We start from the raw sequence: 21,455 nt of genomic DNA on the forward strand, positions 1-21,455 counted from the left end.
ATCACTCGTACAGTTTTATCACCATTGTCTTAAATATAACAAATATAACGTCATAGGGTTTCAATGCTGGCACTTTTACATCTTTTATCATCTGTCGCATTGCTAGTTTGGGGCACACATATTGTCCGTACTGGTATTATGCGGGTTTTTGGTGCAGATCTACGCCGTATTTTAGGAAAGAGTGTTAATAAGAGAACAAGCGCATTTCTTTCCGGCGTAGGGGTAACTGCGCTCGTGCAAAGTAGTAATGCAACGGCATTACTGGTTATCTCTTTTGTTTCTCAGGGGCTGATTTCATTAACGCCTGCCATGGTTATCATGCTTGGTGCCGATGTCGGGACAGCGTTGATGGCGAGGGTGTTAACGTTTGATCTCTCTTGGTTATCACCGCTGCTGATCCTTGTGGGTGTTTCAACCTTTTTAAGCCAAAAGAAAAATCGCACAGGGCAAATTGGTCGTGTCGGTATCGGGCTTGGGCTTATTTTATTAGCGTTACAGTTAATTGTGGCATCGGCAGAGCCGATTACCCATGCTGATGCGGTGAAAGCAATTTTTACCTCGTTAAGTGGGGATGTTGTTTTGGCACTGCTGGTGGGTGCTCTGTTTGCCATGGTGAGTTATTCAAGCTTAGCAGCGGTGTTATTGACTGCCACATTAAGCGCAACAGGCTTGGTGCCTCTTTATATTAGCTTGAGTATCGTTATTGGCTCTAACATTGGTAGTGGCTTACTCGCCATGATGAGTAGCCGCGGGCAAAATGAAATTTCACGACAAGTCGTTCTGGGGAGTTTGCTATTTAAACTAATCGGCTGTGTTGTCGTATTACCTTGGGTGAAACCACTGGCAGAATGGATTGGGGGCTACGGCTTTAATGAAGCCGAAATCGTGATCTATTTTCACGTGTTTTATAACCTAGCTCGTTGTCTTGTCATGTTGCCTTTTGTTGGGCCAATGGCGAGGTTATGTAATAAATTAATCCCTATTGTTCCTTCGATGGAGCAAGAGGTTGCCCCGCGTTATTTGGATAAAAGTGCATTAGAGACGCCATCACTGGCAATCGCTAACGCCGTACGAGAAACATTACGTATGGGGGATCTACTTGAATTAATGCTTCAACGTTTTACAGATGTTCTTAACGGTAATAAAGAGCAGAAAAGGGAAATTAACCGCTTGGATGAAGAGGTCGATATGCTGCATAGCAGCATTAAACTCTATTTAGCACAGTTACATCAAAGCGAACTCAGTGAGGAAGATTCAAGGCGTTGGGCTGAAATTATTGATACTGCTTTTAATTTGCAGCAATCATCGACTATCATCCACCGAATGACTTCTGAGTTAGTCAAAAAATCGATTGATAATCGCCGTTCCTTCTCTAATGAAGGTTATAAAGAGCTACATTCTTTACTTGAGCGATTACAGACGAATTTGAATCTAGGGATGTCTGTTTTTGTTTCGGCCGATATTGATAATGCGAAACGTCTACGGCGTGCAAAACACCGTTTTCGTCTTATTAACCAACGCTTTGCTTATGCTCACGTTGAAAGGTTACACAAACAAAATATGCAAAGTCTAGATACTAGTAACTTACATGTTAGCCTGCTAGGCGATATGAAACGGTTGAATTCATTATTTTGTGCCGTTGCTTATCATGCGCTAGAAGGCGTAGCAGAAAGCCGTAAAGAGCAATTGAGTTTAGAAAATGAGAAAAATACGTGAATTAACAAGGGATGAAGTTCCTTCGGTTTGGTCAATTGATAGAACAGAATTAATCGAAAATTTATATCTTCACCAAAATGGGAAATTAGTGTTATCCGCGCAACGCTTTGATATGAAAGGTTGGCCGGAAGGTGAACCTGAGGCATATACGCCACATTTACTCGAAAGCTATGATAACGGAGCGGTATTTATTGGCGTGTTTGATCATGACACACTAATCGCCGCTGCAAGTTTAGATAATGTATGGCGTGGTGAAGAGCGTAATTTACTTCAATTGTCATTCTTACATGTTAGCCACCGCTATCGGGGTGAGGGCTTAGGGGGCATGTTATTTAATCAGTGCTGTGAATTAGCCAAAGAGAAAGGGGCAGCTGGCTTATATGTATCAGCAACGCCTTCTGAAAATACAGTCCATTTTTATCAGTATATGGGGTGTGAACTGCTAGATAAGCCAGACCCAGAGCTATTTGCCTTAGAGCCTGAAGATATTCATTTTGTTTATTTATTTAATGAATAAATAGCTTTTATTTTTTCTTAAATAGGCATGGTTTCCTCAATAAAAAATATTGTATTTTGCCAAAAACAAGATATGATTGATAATCATTATCATTTAGATTGTTGAGGTCGCTATGCCAACTAGCGTAACAAAAAGCACTTATCTACGTCGCTCTACAGCAGGGTTATGGGGTGTTTTCGCGGTTATTTTGTTGAGCGTGATTTATCTACTCAGCAATATGGGGCTAAATAGCCTTAAAGCTGTCACGATAGTGACTATGCTAACCACCGCCGCAATGTTATTCAACCGCGGCTCTCGGCGCTTATTGATTATCCCCGCCGTGATAGCACTGTTATGCAGTCTAATGGCTTTAGTCTCACAACATAGCGTATAAGATAACCGTAGTTTACACGCCTACAGCGAATCTTCGGGTTATAGGGAAAGGGTTCGTTGATCGAGATAGGAAGTTAACAGTGGTGCGAAAGGGGGGACTTGAACCCCCACGCCCGAAGGGCACTAACACCTGAAGCTAGCGCGTCTACCAATTCCGCCACCCTCGCAGGTACTGTCAATTCATTGAAAGCTATCGATTTAATTTTTAACTTGGTGATTAAAAATTGTAGTCTGTATGGTGCGAAAGGGGGGACTTGAACCCCCACGTCCGAAGGACACTAACACCTGAAGCTAGCGCGTCTACCAATTCCGCCACCCTCGCAATATCAGACTCTATTTTGTGTCGATAGTACGCAGCGGATTTTAGGCTAATTTAGCCGCGCGTCAATAATTTTTTTATTATGCTTTTATTATTTGATGTAAAAACGGCCAACCATTTCTAGGTTAGCCGCGATAGAAATCATGGAGGTTTATGGATTAGCGTTTAATTGCTTGATAAACCTTAAATTTACCTGTTTTTGCTAATACTTCATGGCTGCCAAATGCCTTATCAAGCATGTCTGGATAAGGTAAAAAAGCATTGGCCACAATACGGAGTCGCCCACCTTTTTTCAGGTATTTCGGGGCTTGGAAAATCATATTTTCAGCCGCACTGTAGCTGGTATTTAACCCATCATGGAAAGGGGGGTTAGAGATAATCCAATCAAAGGTGTCATTGATATCTGAGTAGGCATCGCTTGCAAGTACTTTGCCAGTTAACTGATTGGCTTGTAATGTGGCGATAGAGGAGGCAATAGCAGCCGCGCTCACATCACTCAGTGTCAATGTTACATTAGGGTTGTGGCTTCCGACGACGGCAGCTAAAACGCCATTACCGCAAGCAATATCAAGTAGATTACCTGTAATAGGCTCATTCAGTGTAGAAAGTAGGAGTTCACTACCAATATCTAATTCATTGTGACTAAACACGCCAGGTAAGGCTTGGATCTGTACGTTCTCTACTTCATAGCGGCGCCACCAACGAGTTATATCAAAATCCGTAGGTTGTTCTAACTCACCATAATACAGCCCACAGCGTCTTGCAGAGTCAATTTTTTGCAATGTCGCGATGCCTTCCATGATAGATTCGGCACTTTTTACACCGCTACGGTTTTCGCCAACAATAAAAATTTGGCTACCTGTGGTCAGGTGAGTGCATAAATCATCCAGTTGAAAGCAGGCTTCTTGTTTATTTTTAGGCCAGAAATAGATCAAGGTATTGCAAGGACGTACAAAATCAGCATCCGCTACCGCAGCAAATTTCACACTGTCGCCCATTAAGGAGTGCAAATTTTGCCAACGATGGTATTGATTAGTGAGAACACGTACGCTCGCAGCTTCTAAGGTTGCTGCTAATTCATCTTGGATGTCACCCGCTAAAATGACATGGCGATCGGTAAAATGCTCAAGGTGGCGTTGGATAACTTCGCTAGCCGGTGTCAGTAGTGACATACTTTGTTGATCTCCTAAAATACCCTCAATCTTTCGAGCCATCGCGTTTTAGCGTCTAGCTACAATGCAAATTGTTTATGGTATGTATGTAAGCCTAATTATTTTGTGCACACTTTATCAGAAAATGGGGAAATAGCATTGCTCTGTTGGCGCTATTGATCCGCTTTGATAAGATGTCGTTGTTAACATAGCGACTGGAATGAAATGAATGGCACGACGTGACAGACTTTTAAATCAAATGGGTATCACTCAATGGGTAGTGAGAAACCCTGCTGTATTACGTGGTGAACGTGGTGTAAGAATTCCAGATTCGACTAAGCTTATTATTATTACTGATGAGAACCTTGATTTAAACAACCGTCTGTTAAAAGATATTTTTCTGGCGATGAAAATTTATCCAACGGATGTGGTTTGTATTAATTCAGAGCAATTGGCAATGCTTCCAACACCAATAACAATAAATTGTTGGGTCTTAGGCGGCCAATCTCATCCAGAAGGGTTAAATACAACCTTTATTTCTCCTGTATTAGATGAGCTGGCAGCCAGCAATAGCGCTAAACGGGCACTTTGGGAGCAGATTTATCAATATGACGAAAATTTCAGCACTAAAGCAGTCTGATCTTGCGACAGCTTTCTTAATCGAAAAGTTAAGTCATGATTTTCCTTGGACTGAGCGTGTTTTTTATGGAAACCAAGGGGAAAAGTATCATAACATCAAAATTACTCTTAATAATCAGATCGTTGGTTTTGCTATAACACAGTGTGTTCTTGATGAGGCAACACTCTTTAATATTGCCGTGCACCCCGATTATCAAGGAAAAGGGTATGGGCGTATGTTAATGGAGCAACTGATTAAGGATCTGGTTGATAAAGGGATTTTGACATTATGGCTTGAAGTTCGTGAATCGAATGCACCGGCGCTGCACCTGTATGATAAATTAGGGTTTCATCAAGTGACGGTACGTAAAGATTATTACCCTGCAAAGCAGGGGCGAGAAGATGCGCTTATTCTGGCATTAACCCTGTTTAATGACGCATAATGTGATTATTAAACCACGGCCGAATATGGGTCGTGGTAAATTTGCCTGCCGATTATTTAATACGAATACTTAAGCCATATTAGCCTTTTACAATGAGTGGGTCTTGGCTAACCATATTATATTCAGCATCTTTTCGGTAACCAAAAAGCCGAACCAGTGTACGGCGGTTATCTTTTACAATATCCCGACTATGTAAGCTTAATTTATTATTAATCACTATCATCCTATATGGCTGCAAATCGACGGCATCAAATTCCATATTTTCGGCAATAGAATTAAATTTATTATACGTTTTTTGGACGAATTCTGAAGCCGCGGGATTGAGTGAAAAACGCTCTGAATTATAATTCATATTCAATTTTCCATGCTTATCAAGTTCAAGGATAGAAATACATTTTCCACCGATACTTTTTCCTTCACTGGCTGTTTTCGCTTTACGGAAATCAAAGCTGGCTGTGGTTAAAGCAACGATTTCTTCAGGTGATAATTGGTCAATGATGCGCTTAATGGGGGCTACTTTTGTTGTTTCTGATAAAGGGTTCCACCTTGCAGTGAGTATCAGCGATGACGGTGAAGGGGAGTGCCCATCGATAATGTTAATTGCGGAGTAATAAGGGTCTTCAGTGTGTGGTACGACCGCTTTGCCCGAATGGGAACTGGCATCTGGGGCTTCATTTTGGCGTTTTTCAGCACCACCGCCATTAAAGTTAGCTACAATTCTAATAATATTTCCTAGGTTTTCAGTATCATAAGCAAATGTGGTTTCATTTAATAATGCTAAAATAATTTGCTCTTGTGAGGCCAATTTTAAAATTTCGATATCACTTTCTAATTCTTGGAGGGTCGGTAAGGCGCTTTTATTCGGAAGGTTAATCGGTTCACCATTAACGTCCGTATCCACAAACCCTTCAAAAACTAAATAAGGAATTTTTTCATTCCTATAGTCATCCAGTAGTTTCTTATCTTCATCATTGAATAAGTTGTATAACTGAGTTGCAACCTGCTCTGCTAATTTTTGACTTCCTGATATTTGAGGCCCACCATTTAAAGCGAATTGATAGGACTTTTCCTGTAAAAGCGTGGCGATCTCACTGCTGAGGAAAATGTGATTAATGGTTTTATTGTCTGGCATAATTTTATTATTCCTATAATTCAATTTATTAGATAACGATTTTTAATGAATAAAAACTAATTCATTAATTAAGGAATAATAAAAAAATATTATTTTTTTTCGATTTCTTAATCTATTAGTGTTTGATCTTATAATCGGATGCTTTTTATTTGACGGCATGAAAAACCACAGTATCCAAACTGTGGTTTTATTCTAATAGGCTTTTAGAGGGTTATTTAGATAGCTTTTCAGATGCAGGTAGAATAGGGGGATTGATTACAACTTGGCTTTTTTTGCGGTACTTCTTTTCTGCTTTTTCTGTGCGGACCTCTTCATTAAGGCCTTTGTATGTCGAATAACACATCAATAGCATTAATATGGAAAGCGGGATAGCAGTGGCAACTAAAGCAGATTGTAAACCGGATAATCCACCTGTGATGATCAATACGATAGCAATAGCCGCGATAACCACTCCCCAAATGGTCTTCGTCGTATGGGTTGGATTTGGGTTACCATTTTCACTGACCATTCCCAATACGAATACGGCTGAGTTTGCTGAAGTAATAAAGAAAACCATCACTAAAACCATGGCCAATACGCATAAGAAGGTGCTTGCAGGGAAATAGTCTAAGAATTTAAAGAAAGCAGAAGTCACATCTGATTTCACCGCTTCTGCAAGTGCTTTTTGTCCCATGTTTTGGATAAGATGGATGGCTGAGCCTCCCATCACGGCAAACCAAGCGAATGAGCCGAACACAGGAATAAAGACAGCGCCAATCATAAACTCTTTAATGGTACGCCCTTTGGAAATACGCGCCACGAAACTCCCTACTAAAGGCGCCCATGCAATCCACCAGCCGAAGTAAAAGAGAGTCCAGTTCGCAATCCAAGCACCATCATTATAGGGTTCAGTACGGAATGACATACTGACAAAGTTTTGTACATAGTCACCAATACCTTGAAAAAGAACTTTAAGGATCGTTTGTGTCGGGCCAGCAAAGAGAATAAAACCCATCAAGGCGAATGCTAATAGCATATTTAAGTTAGATAAATGCTTAATCGCACCTTGTAAACCAGAGATGGTCGACATGATATAAATGATGGTGACCACTGCAATAATCGCAATTTGGATCCAGATACTTACAGGGATCCCCCATAAGTAATTCATGCCACTGTTAACTTGCAGTGTGCCAAAGCCTAGCGAGGTCGCAATACCAATAACGATCGACAATACCACTAATACATCGACCCATTTCCCTATCGAGCCTTTGATACGTTCACCGATCAGTGGGTAAAACACAGAGCTCAGCGATGAAGGTAATTTCTTTCTAAATTGGAAAAAGGCTAATGATACACCGACTAAGGCATAGCAGGCCCAAGCTGAGACCCCCCAATGTAAATAGACATATTGCATGGCGGTTTTTGCTGCTTGTTCGGTATAGCCTGTACCAACTGGAGGGCTGATATAGTAAGAAACAGGCTCGGCAACTCCCCAAAACACGAGGCTAATCCCAATCGATGCACTAAATAACATTCCAACCCATGTTGCGGTACGATATTCGGGGCGATCACTGTCCTCTCCAAGCCGAATATGACCAAACTTTGAAAAACCGAGATACATACAAAAACTAAAAAAGATAAAAACGGCTCCGAGTATAAACCAACCTAAATTGTTATAGATAAAACCCAGAGAGTAATTTGAAAATGCTTCGAGTTTGTCAGGTATAAAGGCGCCTAAGCTGATTAATACCAGACTAAAGGCGAGTGATACGTAAAATACAGATTTCTTATTATTCATCATACCTCTTCTCCAGTTGCTCACTTATTTTTATGTCTTTTAATGAGAGTTGGTTTGCAGGGAATGCTACTTTTGGTTTACAGAGAATATCCATGAAAATATTGCGTGGTCAACAATTAATTAACCTATAATTAACAAATGTATTTCACGATATGTCATTATCTATATGTTTTAAATAGGTAAATTATTATTGTTATAATAATGTTTAATATTTTGTTTGATCATTATTGAGATCTAGATTAACATTCCCAAAAAACATGTTAACTATAAGTTTACATAAGTGAGGCAATAATGATGAGCAATGCAAAAAAAGTCATTTCGATTAATGATCACCTTGATATTGATAATGCGTGGACCATTCCTGCACGCTATTACACGTCAGATGACGTATTTGAGTTCGAAAAAGAAAATATCTTTGCTAACTCTTGGGTTTGTGTTGCTCACAGTAGTGAGGTGAAAGAGAAAAATGCCTATATCACTCGCCAGTTGATTGGCGAAAGCCTTGTTATCGTTAGGGGGCGAGATGATGTTTTGCGGGGCTTTTATAATGTCTGCCCGCATCGAGGCCATCAGTTGATCAGTGGTGAAAGCGGTAAAATGAAAAATGTCATCACTTGCCCTTATCATGCTTGGGCATTCAAATTGGATGGTCAATTGGCACATGCGACAAACTGCGAAAACGTGAATAACTTTGAAGCCGATGCCATGTCATTGAGCAGTTTTCATGTGATTGAGCACGCAGGGTTTATTTATATTAATTTGACAGAAGGCGAGCCTCAACCTATCGAGGAGCAACTGCCTGGATTAGCGGCAAAAATGGAAGAAGCTTGCTCAGTGATCCGTGATCTGAAATTAGCGGCACGCTTTGTCAGCCATACGCCAGCTAACTGGAAGACGATTGTTGATAACTATATCGAATGTTATCACTGTCCAACAAACCATGTCAGTTTTGCTAGCTCGGTCGATGTGAATGTGTATGAGCACCAGTTGAATGAAAACTGGACGGTACAGATTGGTCAAGCCAAACCTTCAGAGTCGTCATATCAATTTGATGAATCAGTAGTCAATCCACGTTTCTTCGGCTTTTGGATTTGGCCTAGCACCATGTTTAATATGCCGCCAGGTGGTGATTTTATGACCGTCATTTATGAGTTTCCGGTTAGTGCGGGAGAAACGTTGCAGCATTACGATATCTATTTCTTAAACGAAGAATTGACGGAGTACCAAAAGAATTTAGTGGAGTGGTATCGGACGGTATTTCGCCCAGAAGATCTGCGCCTCGTTGAGAGTGTTCAAAAAGGGTTACGTTCCCGTGGCTATCGAGGGCAAGGGCGGATCATGGCTGATAGGCAACGTAGTGGGATCAGTGAGCATGGCGTCGCACACTTCCATAAGCTGATTGCAACGGCACACACTGAGTGACGGGAGAAATAGCACATGAATAGGTTAAATAACCCAGCGCTATTCCGCCAGTCTTGCTATATCAATGGTCAATGGGTGGATAGTTCGAAGACTATTTCAGTATTGAACCCTGTGGATCAATCGGTGCTGGGTACTGTACCCAGCCTTTCACCAGAGCAGGTGAATGATGCGATTGTGAAGGCACATCATGCGATGGAGGCTTGGCGTCAGTTCACGGCAAAACAACGTGCTACGATTTTACATCGCTGGTTTACATTGATTGAAGCCAATATGGATGACTTAGGTTTGCTGATGACATTAGAGCAGGGCAAACCGTTGAATGAGGCTAAAGGGGAAATTCGTTATGCCGCCTCGTTTATCGAATGGTTTGCAGAGGAAGGCAAGCGAGTTTATGGTGAGACGATCCCGCAAACCGTAGCTAGTAACCGTCTTTTAACCATCAAGCAACCGATTGGTGTGTGTAGTGCCATTACGCCATGGAACTTCCCCGCCGCAATGATCACGCGCAAAGCCGCTCCCGCATTAGCAGCGGGCTGTAGCATGATCATCAAACCCGCCAGTGAAACACCGTTTACGGCTCTCGCACTTGCTGAGTTAGCGCAACAAGCTGGCGTGCCTGCTGGGGTGCTGAACATTGTGACAGGGGAATCTCGTGTTTTAGGGGAATTACTCACACGCCATGAATTGATCAGTAAATTTTCTTTTACTGGCTCTACGCAAGTTGGACGTCAACTGTATGAGCAGTGTGCCTCAACGATCAAAAAAAGCGCTTTAGAGCTTGGGGGAAATGCCCCTTTTATTGTGTTTGATGATGCGGATATTGATAAAGCGGTAAACAGCGCAATACAGGCAAAATTTCGTAATGGTGGGCAAACCTGTGTTTGTGTGAATCGTTTTTATATTCATGAGTCCATCTATGCGCCATTTATCGAGAAATTCACTGCGAAAGTAAGCCAGTTACGTGTTGGAAATGGGTTGGATGAGGGTACTGATATTGGGCCTATGATTACATCTCGAGCCATCGATAATATGAATCTATTAGTTAAAGATGCACTTGCTAAAGGTGCCAAGCAGCTAACGTTGGGGAGTGAAATCACTGAGCAAGGTAATTTTATCAATCCAAAAGTGTTAGTGGATGTGGATGATTCAATGGATATCGTACACGAAGAGATTTTTGGCCCTATTGCGGTACTTATTCATTTTCGTGATGAAGATGAGGTTATTAAGCGAGCGAATAATACGATTTATGGTTTAGCCGCCTATTTCTTTTCAAAAGATATTGGTCGTGTTTATCGCGTGGCAGAGAAACTGCAAAGCGGCATGGTTGGGATTAATACAGGCCTGATCTCCAATGAAGTTGCTCCATTTGGTGGTGTTAAGCAATCGGGCCTAGGCAAAGAAGGTTCCCGATATGGCATAGAGGACTACCTGACCGTGAAATATCTGTGTATTGACATCGCTTAGCCAGTAATCAGTAAAAGAGGGAATTGTGATGAGCCAACAAAAAATAGCCGTAAATGTTAGCCGCATAGAGCAACTTAGCCCAACCATTAAAATGTTCGAGTTCGTTGCAAAAGAGACCTTGCTTGAACCGTTTAGTGCGGGGAGCCATATTACGGTACATATGAACGAAGAGCTGGGATTACAGCGGGCTTATTCGTTAATTAGCGATCCTAAAGATTGCCATTGTTACCGTATTTCTGTGCTACGCGATGAGAACTCGAAAGGCGGCTCTGCTTATATGCATGAACAGTTAGCGGAAGGGGATTTAGTTTATTTATCGCCTGCTCAAAACTATTTTTCATTGAAACATGACAGTTCTTGTAAGCATATTTTGATTGCGGGAGGGATTGGTATTACCCCGTTCCTCTCATACCTTTATGAATTAGAGCAAACGGGTATGGAGTTCGAGCTTCATTACTGTTTTCGCGATCAAAATACGGCTGCTTTTGTTGAACAGCTTCAAGAGCGATTGGGGGAGCGATTATATCTTTATGATAATGCGAAAGCGCAGCGCCTATCTGTCGAGCAGTTGGTTAAAGCGCAACCCAAAAATAGCCATGTTTATGTGTGTGGCCCTGAATCATTAATTAATGCGGTTATCGAACATGGCAATGCACATTTAGGTGAATCTCAAGTTCATTTTGAAAACTTTGGTGAAGTAGCAAATGAAGGCGAGGCTTTTGAGGTTTATTTCCAACGTTCAGGGTTTAGCTTAAATATCAGCGAAGATGTCTCCATTTTGCAGGCGATCGAAGCAGATAAACGTATTCAGGTTGAATGTTTGTGCCGCAATGGCGTGTGTGGCACTTGTGAAACGGCAATTTTAGAAGGCGAGGCAGATCATCGCGATCACTACCTTGATGATGATGAGCGTGCGGAGCAGAAGACCATGATGTTGTGTGTTTCGCGTGCTAAGACTAAACGGTTAGTGTTAGATTTGTAATGTATGCTAGCCCCGATAATGGGGCTTTTGTGTTATTTAAGCTGAAACATGAGGAATGGCTGCTGCTCATCATTGAGATGATAAGAGGCACTAATTTCACGGTCTTGAAAGTGAATGTGACCGTGACCTTTACTATACACCCCTTCTAACCACGGTTTATGATTGATAGCGAGTTGATAGAGTAAGCGCTGTAATTCCAAATAATCGATATCCGCAGTTTGGCTTTCGAGATTACTGGCAAGTATTTCCCCCGCTTTATCGGTAAACACAACTAAATGGTTAAAGTGAGCAAGTAAGACATCAAAGTAGCACTTAATTTTACGTAGCCGTAGTTCTGTATTCTTACGTTCGGTGTTATCTAGGCTGATCCCCACCAATTTAGTCACTTTACCATTTGGGCCTTTAACACCGGTTGCTCGTGAGGTGATCCATCGGTAGCCATCATCCCACGCAATTTTAAAATCCATTTCATGGGCGCCACCTTCACGAATGATCTTTGAGTAACCATTCACTAATTTATCTTTCGATTCTTGGTTCATTAAAGCCCAAAAATCATCATTAGTGGTGATTTTGATGCCGTAAACATCTTCAACATTATCCGAATAGTTCAGTTCGCCCGTGAGTAAATCCCATTCCCAAGTAACGATCTCAGTGGACTCTTGAAGATGCACTTCATTGATATTACGAACAATGGCTGGGTGTGAAGCGGTAGAGGCGTGATTGGTGTATTCACCATATTTGAGCCATATTTTATCAACATTCAGTAATTGTGCTAATTTCTCAAGGTTGTTTTCATCAATCATACCGCCTTTTGTCCACTTGTTGACGGCAGTCCGAGAAACACCAAGTGCTTCAGCGGCTTTTAACTGGCTCATTTTTTGTTGTTTCAATAAGGCCAGCAAACGTTGTCCAAATGTTTGCGTGTCTTTCATCGGCTCATGTCCACCTTTTGTTTATTCATCCTGAAATTGATGCGGTAAATGTTTTGATAAGTATTCTGTTAAATTTTCAATAAAAACGCGCAAGTTTGCATTATTGCGGGCGGTGCGTGAATAAACGGCATACACATCAGCAGGTTGGCTCCATTGTGGAAGTACGCGAATTAATTTTCCGCTCTCTAACTCCGGTAGTACACTCCATAATGAACGCAACAAAATACCTTCACCGCCGATACACCACTGTTTAGCGACATCACCATTGTTCACCATGAGCTTACTATTTGGTGCCACCGTCATACTTTCTGTTTGATGTTGTAGTTTCCATTGTGCAGGTGCTTGGTTGCGCTCTTTAATCGTAATGCAAAAATGTTGTTTTTCTAGCTCTTGAGGATGATTAGGGCTGCCATGCTGCTCTAAATAAGCAGGGGAAGCGCAGAGAATGCGTTTATTTTTGGCGATTTGCTTCGCAATGTAATGATCGGGGATTGTGCCACCAATATAAATATCGAGATCAATGTTTTCGCTGATAATATCAATGGAACGATCGGTTAAAGTAAGGTCGATCCCTAAGAGTGGATAGTTAGCACGTAATGCTAGGATAAAGGGGTTGAGATAGGCGCTACCAAAGCCTGTGCTGCAACTGACCCTTAACTCACCACGGATCTCCTCTCGACAGGCGTTTAACGCATTGTGCATATTGTCGAGTTCGTGTAATAGCCGCTCACCACTGCTCAGAACAATGCGTCCTTCATGAGTTAAATTAATTGAGCGGGATGCTCGCAGAAATAGCGTCTGGCCGAGATTTTCTTCAAGTAATTTTATGCGTTTGGAGACATAGGCGGGTGAAACAAGCAGTTGCTCCGCGGCTCGTGAAAAACTCATTAAGCGAGCAACAGTGACAAATACTCTAATGTCTTCCAATGCGGGTAGCTTGTTCATAGTTTGTAAACCCAAAGATTACACTTCGACGCTATACTTTATCACAGCAACCCATAAACTGGAGATCTTACTTACTCATAAAATTTATTGTTGTGGGAGTGCCGTGACATGTCACAATTTAATATCGCAGTCATTCCAGGTGATGGTATTGGAACAGAAGTTATACCTGAGGGATTAAAAGTCTTAGAGGCCGCAGCAAGTCAACATCAGGTAAAGCTTAACTTTACCCATTTTGATTGGTCCTGTGAAACTTACCATCGTACAGGACGCATGATGCCTGAAGATGGTTTAGAACAGTTAAAAAAATTTGATGCCATTTTCCTTGGCGCAGTCGGGTTCCCTGGTGTGCCTGACCATATTTCACTTTGGGGGCTGTTGTTACCCATCCGCCGTGCTTTCAACCAATATGTTAATTTGCGTCCGGTACGCCTATTTGAAGGGATCAAATCCCCTTTAGCCGATAAAAAACCCGGTGATATTGATTTCTATGTGGTACGTGAAAACGTAGAAGGGGAGTATTCGGCTATTGGCGGCATTCAGTATGAAGGTACTGAAGATGAAGTGGTGTCTCAGCAAAGTATTTTTACCCGTAAAGGTACGGATCGGATATTAAAATATGCGTTCGAATTGGCACAATCACGGGAGAAAAAACATTTAAGTTCGGCAACGAAATCAAATGGCCTTTTTCACTCAATGCCTTATTGGGATAGCCGTTTTGCGGCAATGGCAAAACACTACCCTGATGTGAAAGTGGATCAATTCCATATTGATATTTTCGCCGCCAACTTGGTCAGAATGCCTGAATTTTATGATGTGATTGTAGGCTCCAATTTGTTTGGTGATATTTTGTCGGATTTAGGCCCTGCCTGTACCGGAACCATTGCCATTGCACCTTCTGCGAATATTAATCCTGAAAAACAGTTCCCATCTATGTTTGAGCCAGTACATGGTTCAGCGCCTGATATTGCGGGGCAAAATATTGCTAACCCAATCGGCACTATTTGGGCGGGCGCAATGATGATGCAGCATCTCGGCTGCCCAGCAATGCATGATACCATTATGGATGCGGTTGAAACGGTGATCAAAGAGCGCCATCACTTAACTCGCGATATGGGCGGAAATGCAAGTACACAGCAACTTGGGCAAGCCATTGCTGATCTGATTTTAGCCAAATAGTCACTCTTTTTGGGGAGCCTGCTGAGGCTCCTTAGTGGCTTTGGCATGTCGTCCGTTCTGTTTTAATTAGTTTAATGGCAGTAACAAAAAGAGTCTCTTTCTCGGTAACAATCGCTATCAATTAAGTGACCTTTGATTGTTTATGACCCTAAGATCTGAGAAAATAGCCGCCAATTTCGATTAACAAGACGGATTTGCTGAGCTAAGAGCCACCTATTGCCTCTCCTAATGCATGTACAAATCTGTATTCAAACAAAAAAGAACGGTTAAATGGCAGATCAGAATTTTCTACATGAAGTCAACGCGCGCAGGACGTTTGCGATCATCTCCCACCCTGATGCCGCCCAGCCTTTCAACGCTTAAAATCACCTTTCATTGCACACCACAATCACATCTCTACGTACTGAATTTAAAGGCTTTTTGTCTTTTTCTCGTTTATTTGCTTTTCAATGATGTTCAAACGTAACCTCGGAAAGTGTGTACAAACTTGAGTACAAATTCCGTTTTAGAGGCCTTTGGCGAAAATTCCATGACACAAACCTGTCTGTAGGCCTTGTGGTTACTGGGTTTGACGTAAAAAGTACTACCGTTAAAAAGAGTCTCTTTTTTGGTAAATGTTTTCTTCTGTACCAAATTACAAAATTTAATGAGGGAGTTTATTGTTGGTGTAATTTTTGCTTTAGTGTTTGTTTTTGAAGATGCTTGAAGCGAACCAATACGGTTATTTCTAATTGAGATATCAGACTTACCTTCAAATTTAGTTGCTGTGTACACCATCATTTTGCACTTGTTTTTCGACTTGTGTGTACAAAATTTCCTGTAACTGTGTACAAACTTCCTCTTTGTTGCACTTATCTTCTGGCGATTTGACGCGAGTTCTTCTGTATCCCTTGCTGTATAAGGGCTGAGCGACAAAAGTACTTAGGGAGTTTGATGCGTCAGTTCGCGATTATCAGGGAGAGTATCGCTCTTTTGTCGATGACAAAAATCTCCTTCTACTTATATGTAATTATGTATCAGGTCATGGCTTTTGATATGTAATGGCTAATCAAATTTGTGTTATTTGAGTTGCTGTGATATGTTTTTGTATATAATTATTCTTAAGTGATGCATTAAGGCGTATCGAAATGAGCTATGTAACAGAGCAGATACTAGAAAGTCTTCGAGAAGCTCGGGTACGAAAGGGGTTTAGCCAGAGAGAGTTAAGTGCTCGTTCGGGTGTGCCTCAAAGCCATATTTCGAAAATCGAGTCTGGCAGTGTTGATTTAAGAATATCCAGTTTGATTGCACTTGCCCGTGTACTAGACCTAGAGCTATTGGTTGCACCTAAAAAGTCTGTACCTGCCATCAAGTCGATCATTCGAAGTGGCCAAGGTATTAACGGCATCAGCGATGAGGGTGAGCCAATGTCGCCCGCGTATCAGTTAGAGGAAGACGACGATGACTAACCATGTCTCTACGCTCAACGTGTTGCTCTATGGTGAACCGATCGCAACGATTACCAACGTGGGTAATGACAGAACACTTTTTGCCTTTATGGATTCGTACATTAATGACGAATCGCGACCTGTGTTAGGGCTTGGCTTTAAAGATTCGCTCGGTGGCCTGCTGACTAGCTTCAAACCTACCCAAACTAAGTTAACCCCGTTTTTCTCCAACCTTTTACCAGAAGAAACCATGCGTAATTACCTGGCTGAGCGTGCTGGTGTGAACCCAGCACGGGAGTTTTTTCTATTGTGGGTGCTAGGGCAGGATTTAGCTGGCGCGATCACGGTTGAACCGGCGGATGGTGAAGCGCTGCCACCTAATGTGCATCAAGGCATTGACGATGAAACGAAAATTGAAGCGCCGATGCGCTTCTCATTGGCGGGTGTGCAGTTGAAGTTTTCAGCCGTGCAACAGGCTAACGGCGGCTTGACCATTCCAGCAACTGGTAAAGGTGGCTCTTGGATTGTGAAGTTGCCGTCATCTCGATTTGACGCTGTGCCAGAAAATGAATATTCGATGATGGAACTGGCTCGCATGTTGGGGATGGATGTGCCAGAAACGCAGCTACTCCCGATTAACCAGATTGCTAATATTCCAGCAGGCATTGGCAAATATGGTGACAGTGCGTTTGTGATCAAGCGCTTTGATCGTGTTGATGGCCAAGCGATACACATTGAGGATTTTGCGCAAGTGTTTGGCGTCTATCCTCAAGATAAATACAAAAAAGCCAGTATGCGCAATATTGCTCAGGTTATCGGCATTGAAGGTAAAGACGAAGACATTGCAGAATTTACTCGCCGATTGGTGTTCAACACGCTAATTGGCAATGCCGATATGCATTTGAAGAATTGGTCTGTGATTTACAAAGATAAGCGCACTGCGTCTATTGCACCTGCTTATGACTTTGTTTCAACCATTCCTTATATCCCCGATGATAGTGCATCGCTGAAGGTGAGCCGTAGCAAGAAATTCAGCGATTTCACGCTGGATGAGATATCACACTTAGCGGCTAAAGCCATGTTGCCAGAAAAATTGGTGTTAGATACAGCCAAACAAACCGTAGCAGGCTTCCATGAGGTATGGGCGAAAGAAAAAGCGCATTTACCCCTTACTAAGTCAGTCATTGAAGCCATTGAAATGCACTTACGAAGCATACCGCTACGCTGAATACCTAGTAGCTAGAGCGTGCATATCGATAAAGATGGTTTAACTTAATGCGATTTTACGGCGCTTTTCGCCGTAAACTGGAAATTTGGTAAACTGCACAATGATACCGGTGTCATGATAAGGCTGATCTTCTGAACAAATCATGCATCTTTCTGACCATCAACTAGTGATGAATCAGGCGATGATAGCTTAACATTGATTTTCAGGAGAATGCAGATGACAGCAGTAGCGCACCAAGTAACCCCTTTTCTAACGTCTTACGAAGTTATGGCTCGTTACCACATTAGCTATACGACTCTCTGGCGAAGAATAAAAGATGGCAGCTTGCCGCAACCTCGCATCAACCGAAATACACGAAACAAGCTGTGGCACATTGAAGACTTGGAGGAGTATGAGAAGAAAGAGGACTGAGCCTCTTTCTTTTATTTTACTGTCCGAAACGCCAGTTGAATGGAAAGCCTGTCGGCTCGATGATGGTTTCTAGCTGTTGATACCAAACGTCGTAAGCATGACGCATTTCATCCAGGTACTGATATTGGTTGTAGATAGCATCCAACCCTTTTTTGCTGTGGCCAATCATCAACTCGGCAACTTCTTGCGTGGTGATGGCTGACATTCGCGTTCGCATCGTTCTGCGAAGATCATGCATAGACCAATGTTCCATCTCAACACCAAGCGATCTGCGAGCCCAGATTTTCACATTATTAGGAATAGTGGTATCAAAGCCATTTGTGGCAAGCTCTTCTTGTCCGTTCGCGGGAAACAAGTAGGTTGATTTGCTCATCTGCATCGCCAGTTCAATCAGCTCAATAGCTGGCTTAATCAATGGCCGCATGATCGGCGCTCCAATTTTCTCACCTTGTTTGCGGATCTCTATGGGCACTGTCCACATTGCAGATTGCAAGTCAAAGTGATGCTTTTCAGCTTGAATGAGTTCTCCCTTACGGCCTCCCAATAACAGAAGCAATTTTATGTAGATGCGATTCTTCTCAGTGATTTTTGACTCATGCAAATAGCGCCAAAGTATCCTGATCTCGTTGTCATTTAGCACCCGAGTTCGTTTGCCTTTCTTACCGCCAACCTTCTTTGCTGTGATCCCAGCAGCAGCGTTAATTTCCAAGATTTGTTCATCAATCAGCCAGTCATAGAACTTATGCAGTACAGACACTAGGCGCTCTGTGTTTGACGGAGACGACTCTGAAACCTCACGAAGACAGTTTCTTAAGGACAATTCATTGATGTCAGTTAATGGGTACTTGCCAAGTCTGGGCAGCAAATATATTTCACTGCTACGTTTTTGGAAGTGCCACGTTTTCTCCTTTAATCCTTGCTTACCGGCAGAGTCTATCCAGTCTCGAAAAATCGATTCGAAGCTTTGGTTGGCAGAATACTTAGCCCGTTCCTGCTGAAGGTAGAGCTTAGGGTTTCGGCCTTGATCAAGTACAGCCCTTAACCTATCCAGCTCATTCCTAGCTTCAGCAAGCTTCATAAGTGGGTAAGTACCTATGTCTACCCGCTGTTGCTTGCCATCGAAACGATAACGAAACTGAAAAACAATTTTGCCCTTGGGCGATACCCGAGCACTTAGCCCATCTCGGTCGGCTTTTACTACGGTTTCTTTTGCTTCTTTATTTAACCTGGCATCGAGCCAGCTAACTGATAACGCCATGTTATAAGCCCAGCCCTAGTTTTGATTTTAATGATTGTTTACGTGATTCTGCTTTGGGTTCTGGCGCTGTACTGACAGAAGTAATTTCACCATCTGGTGCATGGCCATCCACCGGTGCAGATGTCGTTGATATATTGGGTTGGCTCATGTGAATTAACCCAAAGGTGGCCAGCATCCGCAGACGCTCAGCGCGTTCCCGTGGCGGCGTCTTTTCCAATTCTTTGAGTAGTTCAGGGTGGCTCCCTGGGGGAATGTTGACGACAACTCTCATAATCAGGCCCCATAAAACCAGAAGCCTCGGACGTTCGCCAAAACAGACTGTTCCGGCACGATGATTTTGCTTCGTGAAAAAATCTCCTTGGCCGCTTCCTTATAAGCCAAGGCTCCACCTCCGGCGATCAATACCAAGTCCGCATTGATGCTTTCGTCGCGCATAGATTGGCGCATGGCTGTAAGAGCAACAGGCGCTACCTTTTTCATGGCAGCATTCAGATAAGGTGAAATATCGACTTTTTCTCCAAATAGCAGGACCTGCAAGTCGCCTGTTCTCATGGCTTTTTCAAGTCGATCCATACCTACTTTGGCACCGTGATCTTCTGAAATCAGCTTATCAATGGTTTCCAGTAGCACGGACATTGCCTGAAGGCTGGTTCCTGAAGAGCTGTAGCGAATTTCTCCGGCCTCAAGAGCAACCCAATCAACAGAAAAGAAGCCGGGGTCTATGACGACGACGCGACCTTCTTCAATCAAGCCCAAATCACCACCTGTTTGAACCAGATCCATATAGGCACCGGCAGGCTGCGGCAGCACTTTGACGTCATGAACGGTGATGCTGCGCTTTGGCGTCACTTGATGGACACCTTTTAAACGCTGTACAAGGTCAGACTTACGTTGTGGTTCATGAAACTGGGAAACCGGTAATCCAGTGACAACCAAATCGATGGACTCAGTTTCAGCCATTAACAAGGCGGCATGAAAAAGCGCCTTATAGGTTTTTGTGGTGGGATATTCTGGGTGAAGTTCCCGTTCCCAACCTTGAAGGCGTCCAGCAGGCACACCAGCGGCCCAACGCTCATTATCGACAGAGACATACAAACAAGTTTCATCATCGCCTCCACCGATACGCTCCGGCATACGATCCGCTGGACCGGCACCCGCAGGTAGAATAATGGTTTTCGGTTCACTACCTGATTGGCCAATTGCCAGCTTCAGGTTTGAGTAACCGATATCTACGCCTAGTACAAACATACTTATCTCCTGTGCACTCAAAGTGCTCTAACGGTTTTCAATCAACCGCGCTGTTCACGCTTGGGCATTTCCAAGTGCTCTGGCGGTTCACTCAAATGTCATTATCAGGATTCGGTGCACTGGCGGTGGGCAGAAAGGTGACAAATCCTTTCATCTATCTGCCTATTGCATTTTCGCAAAAGTATGAGAATAGGCTCTGTTTGGCGGTGGATGACTGAGCCAAAAAAATCGAGACGCCAAACGTCGTTTGCATTCTGGCCTGAACTCGCCAAACGGTTTGTATCTTCATGGCGATACGTCTTTTCAGGCATTTATATGTGAAATCGGGCTGTATCCCTTGTCAGGTATGGGATTGCGCGAGTTGATTTATATCGAGACGCCAAACAGTGATTGTTACGGCAGTTTTACGTTTGGCGTTTCGATCCAAAAGCCAAACGGATAGTAGTTTTGGCTTTTGGGGTTAATTGGATGGGGAAATTGGTTTGGTAGAAATCGTCAATGAACAATGGAAATCAGAAGTATCAAATTTATTGCAGCAAGAAACGGACAGGCTAAAAGCGCTGGCAAGAGCTGAAGTTGATGACTTTTGGGTTACCCATTACAAGGTTCGTGAGAATGAGCCCTTTAAAGACTGGGGGCTGCTTGGTGTCCGTATCAGAGACTTTAAGTATGGCTTTGGCATAGAGTGGTACATCAACAGCTTTCACGGTCAACGAGGTAAGCGCGTAGTCTTTAGTAAAGGACTGCGTATCTCAAAGACGAAGCTGAGATACTCATTTTTGGACTGCCAAGGTTTGGCCAAAGAATGGGAGTTAGCGCTGGCTATGGAGAAAGAGGAATTTTTCAGTGATATTCGACGCCAGGTTGATAAGCTCAACATGCTGCGTCGCAGAGTGAATGCCTACTGAGTTAACTGC

General features: G+C 42.8%; 20 protein-coding genes and 2 tRNA genes. 12 read left to right on the plus strand and 10 right to left on the minus strand.

The window, feature by feature from the left end; genetic code table 11:
• Window positions 1-63: 63 nt before the first annotated feature.
• From PSF11_RS06495 to PSF11_RS06505, 3 genes are all read left to right on the plus strand, one after another.
• The gene (locus tag PSF11_RS06495) at window positions 64-1,716 is read left to right on the plus strand and encodes a Na/Pi cotransporter family protein (protein ID WP_004926590.1); all 1,653 of its coding nucleotides are present in this window, start codon (window positions 64-66) and stop codon (window positions 1,714-1,716) included.
• Window positions 1,700-2,233: a GNAT family N-acetyltransferase gene (locus tag PSF11_RS06500; protein WP_036941931.1), complete on the plus strand. Its 534-nt coding sequence runs from the start codon at window positions 1,700-1,702 to the stop codon at window positions 2,231-2,233. The genes PSF11_RS06495 and PSF11_RS06500 overlap by 17 nt, the downstream gene beginning before the upstream one ends.
• A gap of 112 nt (window positions 2,234-2,345) precedes the next feature.
• Window positions 2,346-2,606, plus strand: a complete 261-nt coding sequence (locus tag PSF11_RS06505; protein WP_004926595.1) for a DUF1435 family protein — start codon at window positions 2,346-2,348, stop codon at window positions 2,604-2,606.
• 80 nt (window positions 2,607-2,686) lie between these two features.
• Here PSF11_RS06505 and PSF11_RS06510 read toward each other — a convergent pair.
• From PSF11_RS06510 to rsmC, 3 genes are all read right to left on the minus strand, one after another.
• Window positions 2,687-2,772 (minus strand) — tRNA-Leu (locus PSF11_RS06510).
• Window positions 2,773-2,841: 69 nt separating this feature from the next.
• Window positions 2,842-2,927: transfer RNA gene (locus tag PSF11_RS06515), tRNA-Leu, on the minus strand.
• 155 nt (window positions 2,928-3,082) lie between these two features.
• Complete coding sequence (rsmC, locus tag PSF11_RS06520; RefSeq protein WP_072502539.1) at window positions 3,083-4,096, minus strand: 16S rRNA (guanine(1207)-N(2))-methyltransferase RsmC; 1,014 nt, start codon at window positions 4,094-4,096, stop codon at window positions 3,083-3,085.
• A gap of 208 nt (window positions 4,097-4,304) precedes the next feature.
• Here rsmC and PSF11_RS06525 point away from each other — a divergent pair, with 208 nt between their 5' ends.
• Both PSF11_RS06525 and rimI read left to right on the plus strand, forming a co-directional pair.
• Window positions 4,305-4,715, plus strand: a complete 411-nt coding sequence (locus PSF11_RS06525) for a DNA polymerase III subunit psi (RefSeq protein WP_004926599.1) — start codon at window positions 4,305-4,307, stop codon at window positions 4,713-4,715.
• Entirely contained in the window at window positions 4,684-5,136 is a 453-nt protein-coding gene (gene rimI, locus PSF11_RS06530; protein WP_004926602.1) for a ribosomal protein S18-alanine N-acetyltransferase, read from the plus strand. Before PSF11_RS06525 ends, rimI begins: the two co-directional genes overlap by 32 nt.
• A gap of 79 nt (window positions 5,137-5,215) precedes the next feature.
• On the opposite strand, the gene PSF11_RS06535 is transcribed toward rimI, so the two are convergent.
• Together PSF11_RS06535 and PSF11_RS06540 are read right to left on the minus strand one after the other, a co-directional pair.
• Window positions 5,216-6,268, minus strand: a complete 1,053-nt coding sequence (locus tag PSF11_RS06535) for a hypothetical protein (protein WP_072502538.1) — start codon at window positions 6,266-6,268, stop codon at window positions 5,216-5,218.
• Window positions 6,269-6,479: 211 nt separating this feature from the next.
• Window positions 6,480-8,048, minus strand: a complete 1,569-nt coding sequence (locus PSF11_RS06540) for a BCCT family transporter (RefSeq protein ID WP_004926609.1) — start codon at window positions 8,046-8,048, stop codon at window positions 6,480-6,482.
• Window positions 8,049-8,339: 291 nt separating this feature from the next.
• Between PSF11_RS06540 and PSF11_RS06545 the strand changes: the two genes are divergently transcribed.
• From PSF11_RS06545 to PSF11_RS06555, 3 genes are read left to right on the plus strand one after another with little or no spacing between them, the layout of a single operon-like run.
• Window positions 8,340-9,467: an aromatic ring-hydroxylating oxygenase subunit alpha gene (locus PSF11_RS06545; RefSeq protein WP_014656833.1), complete on the plus strand. Its 1,128-nt coding sequence runs from the start codon at window positions 8,340-8,342 to the stop codon at window positions 9,465-9,467.
• Window positions 9,468-9,482: 15 nt separating this feature from the next.
• Window positions 9,483-10,931: an NAD-dependent succinate-semialdehyde dehydrogenase gene (locus PSF11_RS06550; RefSeq protein ID WP_072502537.1), complete on the plus strand. Its 1,449-nt coding sequence runs from the start codon at window positions 9,483-9,485 to the stop codon at window positions 10,929-10,931.
• 28 nt (window positions 10,932-10,959) lie between these two features.
• On the plus strand, window positions 10,960-11,913 hold the full coding sequence (locus tag PSF11_RS06555; protein ID WP_004926619.1) for a PDR/VanB family oxidoreductase: 954 nt from the start codon (window positions 10,960-10,962) through the stop codon (window positions 11,911-11,913).
• 32 nt (window positions 11,914-11,945) lie between these two features.
• Here the strand turns inward: PSF11_RS06555 and PSF11_RS06560 are convergent, their stop codons facing one another.
• Window positions 11,946-12,845: a helix-turn-helix domain-containing protein gene (locus PSF11_RS06560; protein WP_004926622.1), complete on the minus strand. Its 900-nt coding sequence runs from the start codon at window positions 12,843-12,845 to the stop codon at window positions 11,946-11,948.
• A gap of 21 nt (window positions 12,846-12,866) precedes the next feature.
• Window positions 12,867-13,790: a LysR substrate-binding domain-containing protein gene (locus tag PSF11_RS06565; protein ID WP_004926625.1), complete on the minus strand. Its 924-nt coding sequence runs from the start codon at window positions 13,788-13,790 to the stop codon at window positions 12,867-12,869.
• A gap of 108 nt (window positions 13,791-13,898) precedes the next feature.
• Between PSF11_RS06565 and PSF11_RS06570 the strand changes: the two genes are divergently transcribed.
• The 3 genes from PSF11_RS06570 (at window position 13,899) to PSF11_RS06580 (ending at window position 17,621) form a co-directional block, all read left to right on the plus strand.
• On the plus strand, window positions 13,899-14,966 hold the full coding sequence (locus PSF11_RS06570; RefSeq protein WP_072502536.1) for a tartrate dehydrogenase: 1,068 nt from the start codon (window positions 13,899-13,901) through the stop codon (window positions 14,964-14,966).
• 1,127 nt (window positions 14,967-16,093) lie between these two features.
• On the plus strand, window positions 16,094-16,414 hold the full coding sequence (locus tag PSF11_RS06575) for a helix-turn-helix domain-containing protein (protein WP_000122829.1): 321 nt from the start codon (window positions 16,094-16,096) through the stop codon (window positions 16,412-16,414).
• Window positions 16,407-17,621, plus strand: coding sequence for a type II toxin-antitoxin system HipA family toxin (locus PSF11_RS06580; RefSeq protein WP_004249310.1), 1,215 nt, complete (start codon window positions 16,407-16,409; stop codon window positions 17,619-17,621). The genes PSF11_RS06575 and PSF11_RS06580 overlap by 8 nt, the downstream gene beginning before the upstream one ends.
• Window positions 17,622-18,048: 427 nt before the next feature.
• Here PSF11_RS06580 and PSF11_RS06585 read toward each other — a convergent pair whose 3' ends face one another.
• The 3 genes from PSF11_RS06585 to PSF11_RS06595 are packed head-to-tail and all read right to left on the minus strand — an operon-like array spanning window position 18,049 to window position 20,538.
• A complete protein-coding gene (locus PSF11_RS06585; protein ID WP_004249312.1) occupies window positions 18,049-19,290 on the minus strand; it encodes a tyrosine-type recombinase/integrase in 1,242 nt (413 codons plus the stop codon).
• Window position 19,291: 1 nt separating this feature from the next.
• A complete protein-coding gene (locus PSF11_RS06590) occupies window positions 19,292-19,561 on the minus strand; it encodes a hypothetical protein (protein WP_004249313.1) in 270 nt (89 codons plus the stop codon).
• A gap of 2 nt (window positions 19,562-19,563) precedes the next feature.
• Window positions 19,564-20,538, minus strand: coding sequence for a ParM/StbA family protein (locus tag PSF11_RS06595; RefSeq protein WP_000497807.1), 975 nt, complete (start codon window positions 20,536-20,538; stop codon window positions 19,564-19,566).
• A gap of 482 nt (window positions 20,539-21,020) precedes the next feature.
• Between PSF11_RS06595 and mobI the strand changes: the two genes are divergently transcribed.
• Entirely contained in the window at window positions 21,021-21,446 is a 426-nt protein-coding gene (gene mobI / locus PSF11_RS06600; RefSeq protein ID WP_004249331.1) for a conjugative transfer protein MobI(A/C), read from the plus strand.
• Window positions 21,447-21,455 lie beyond the last annotated feature (9 nt).

It is taken from the genome of Providencia sp. PROV119 (assembly GCF_028482435.1).
GTDB lineage: Bacteria > Pseudomonadota > Gammaproteobacteria > Enterobacterales > Enterobacteriaceae > Providencia > Providencia stuartii.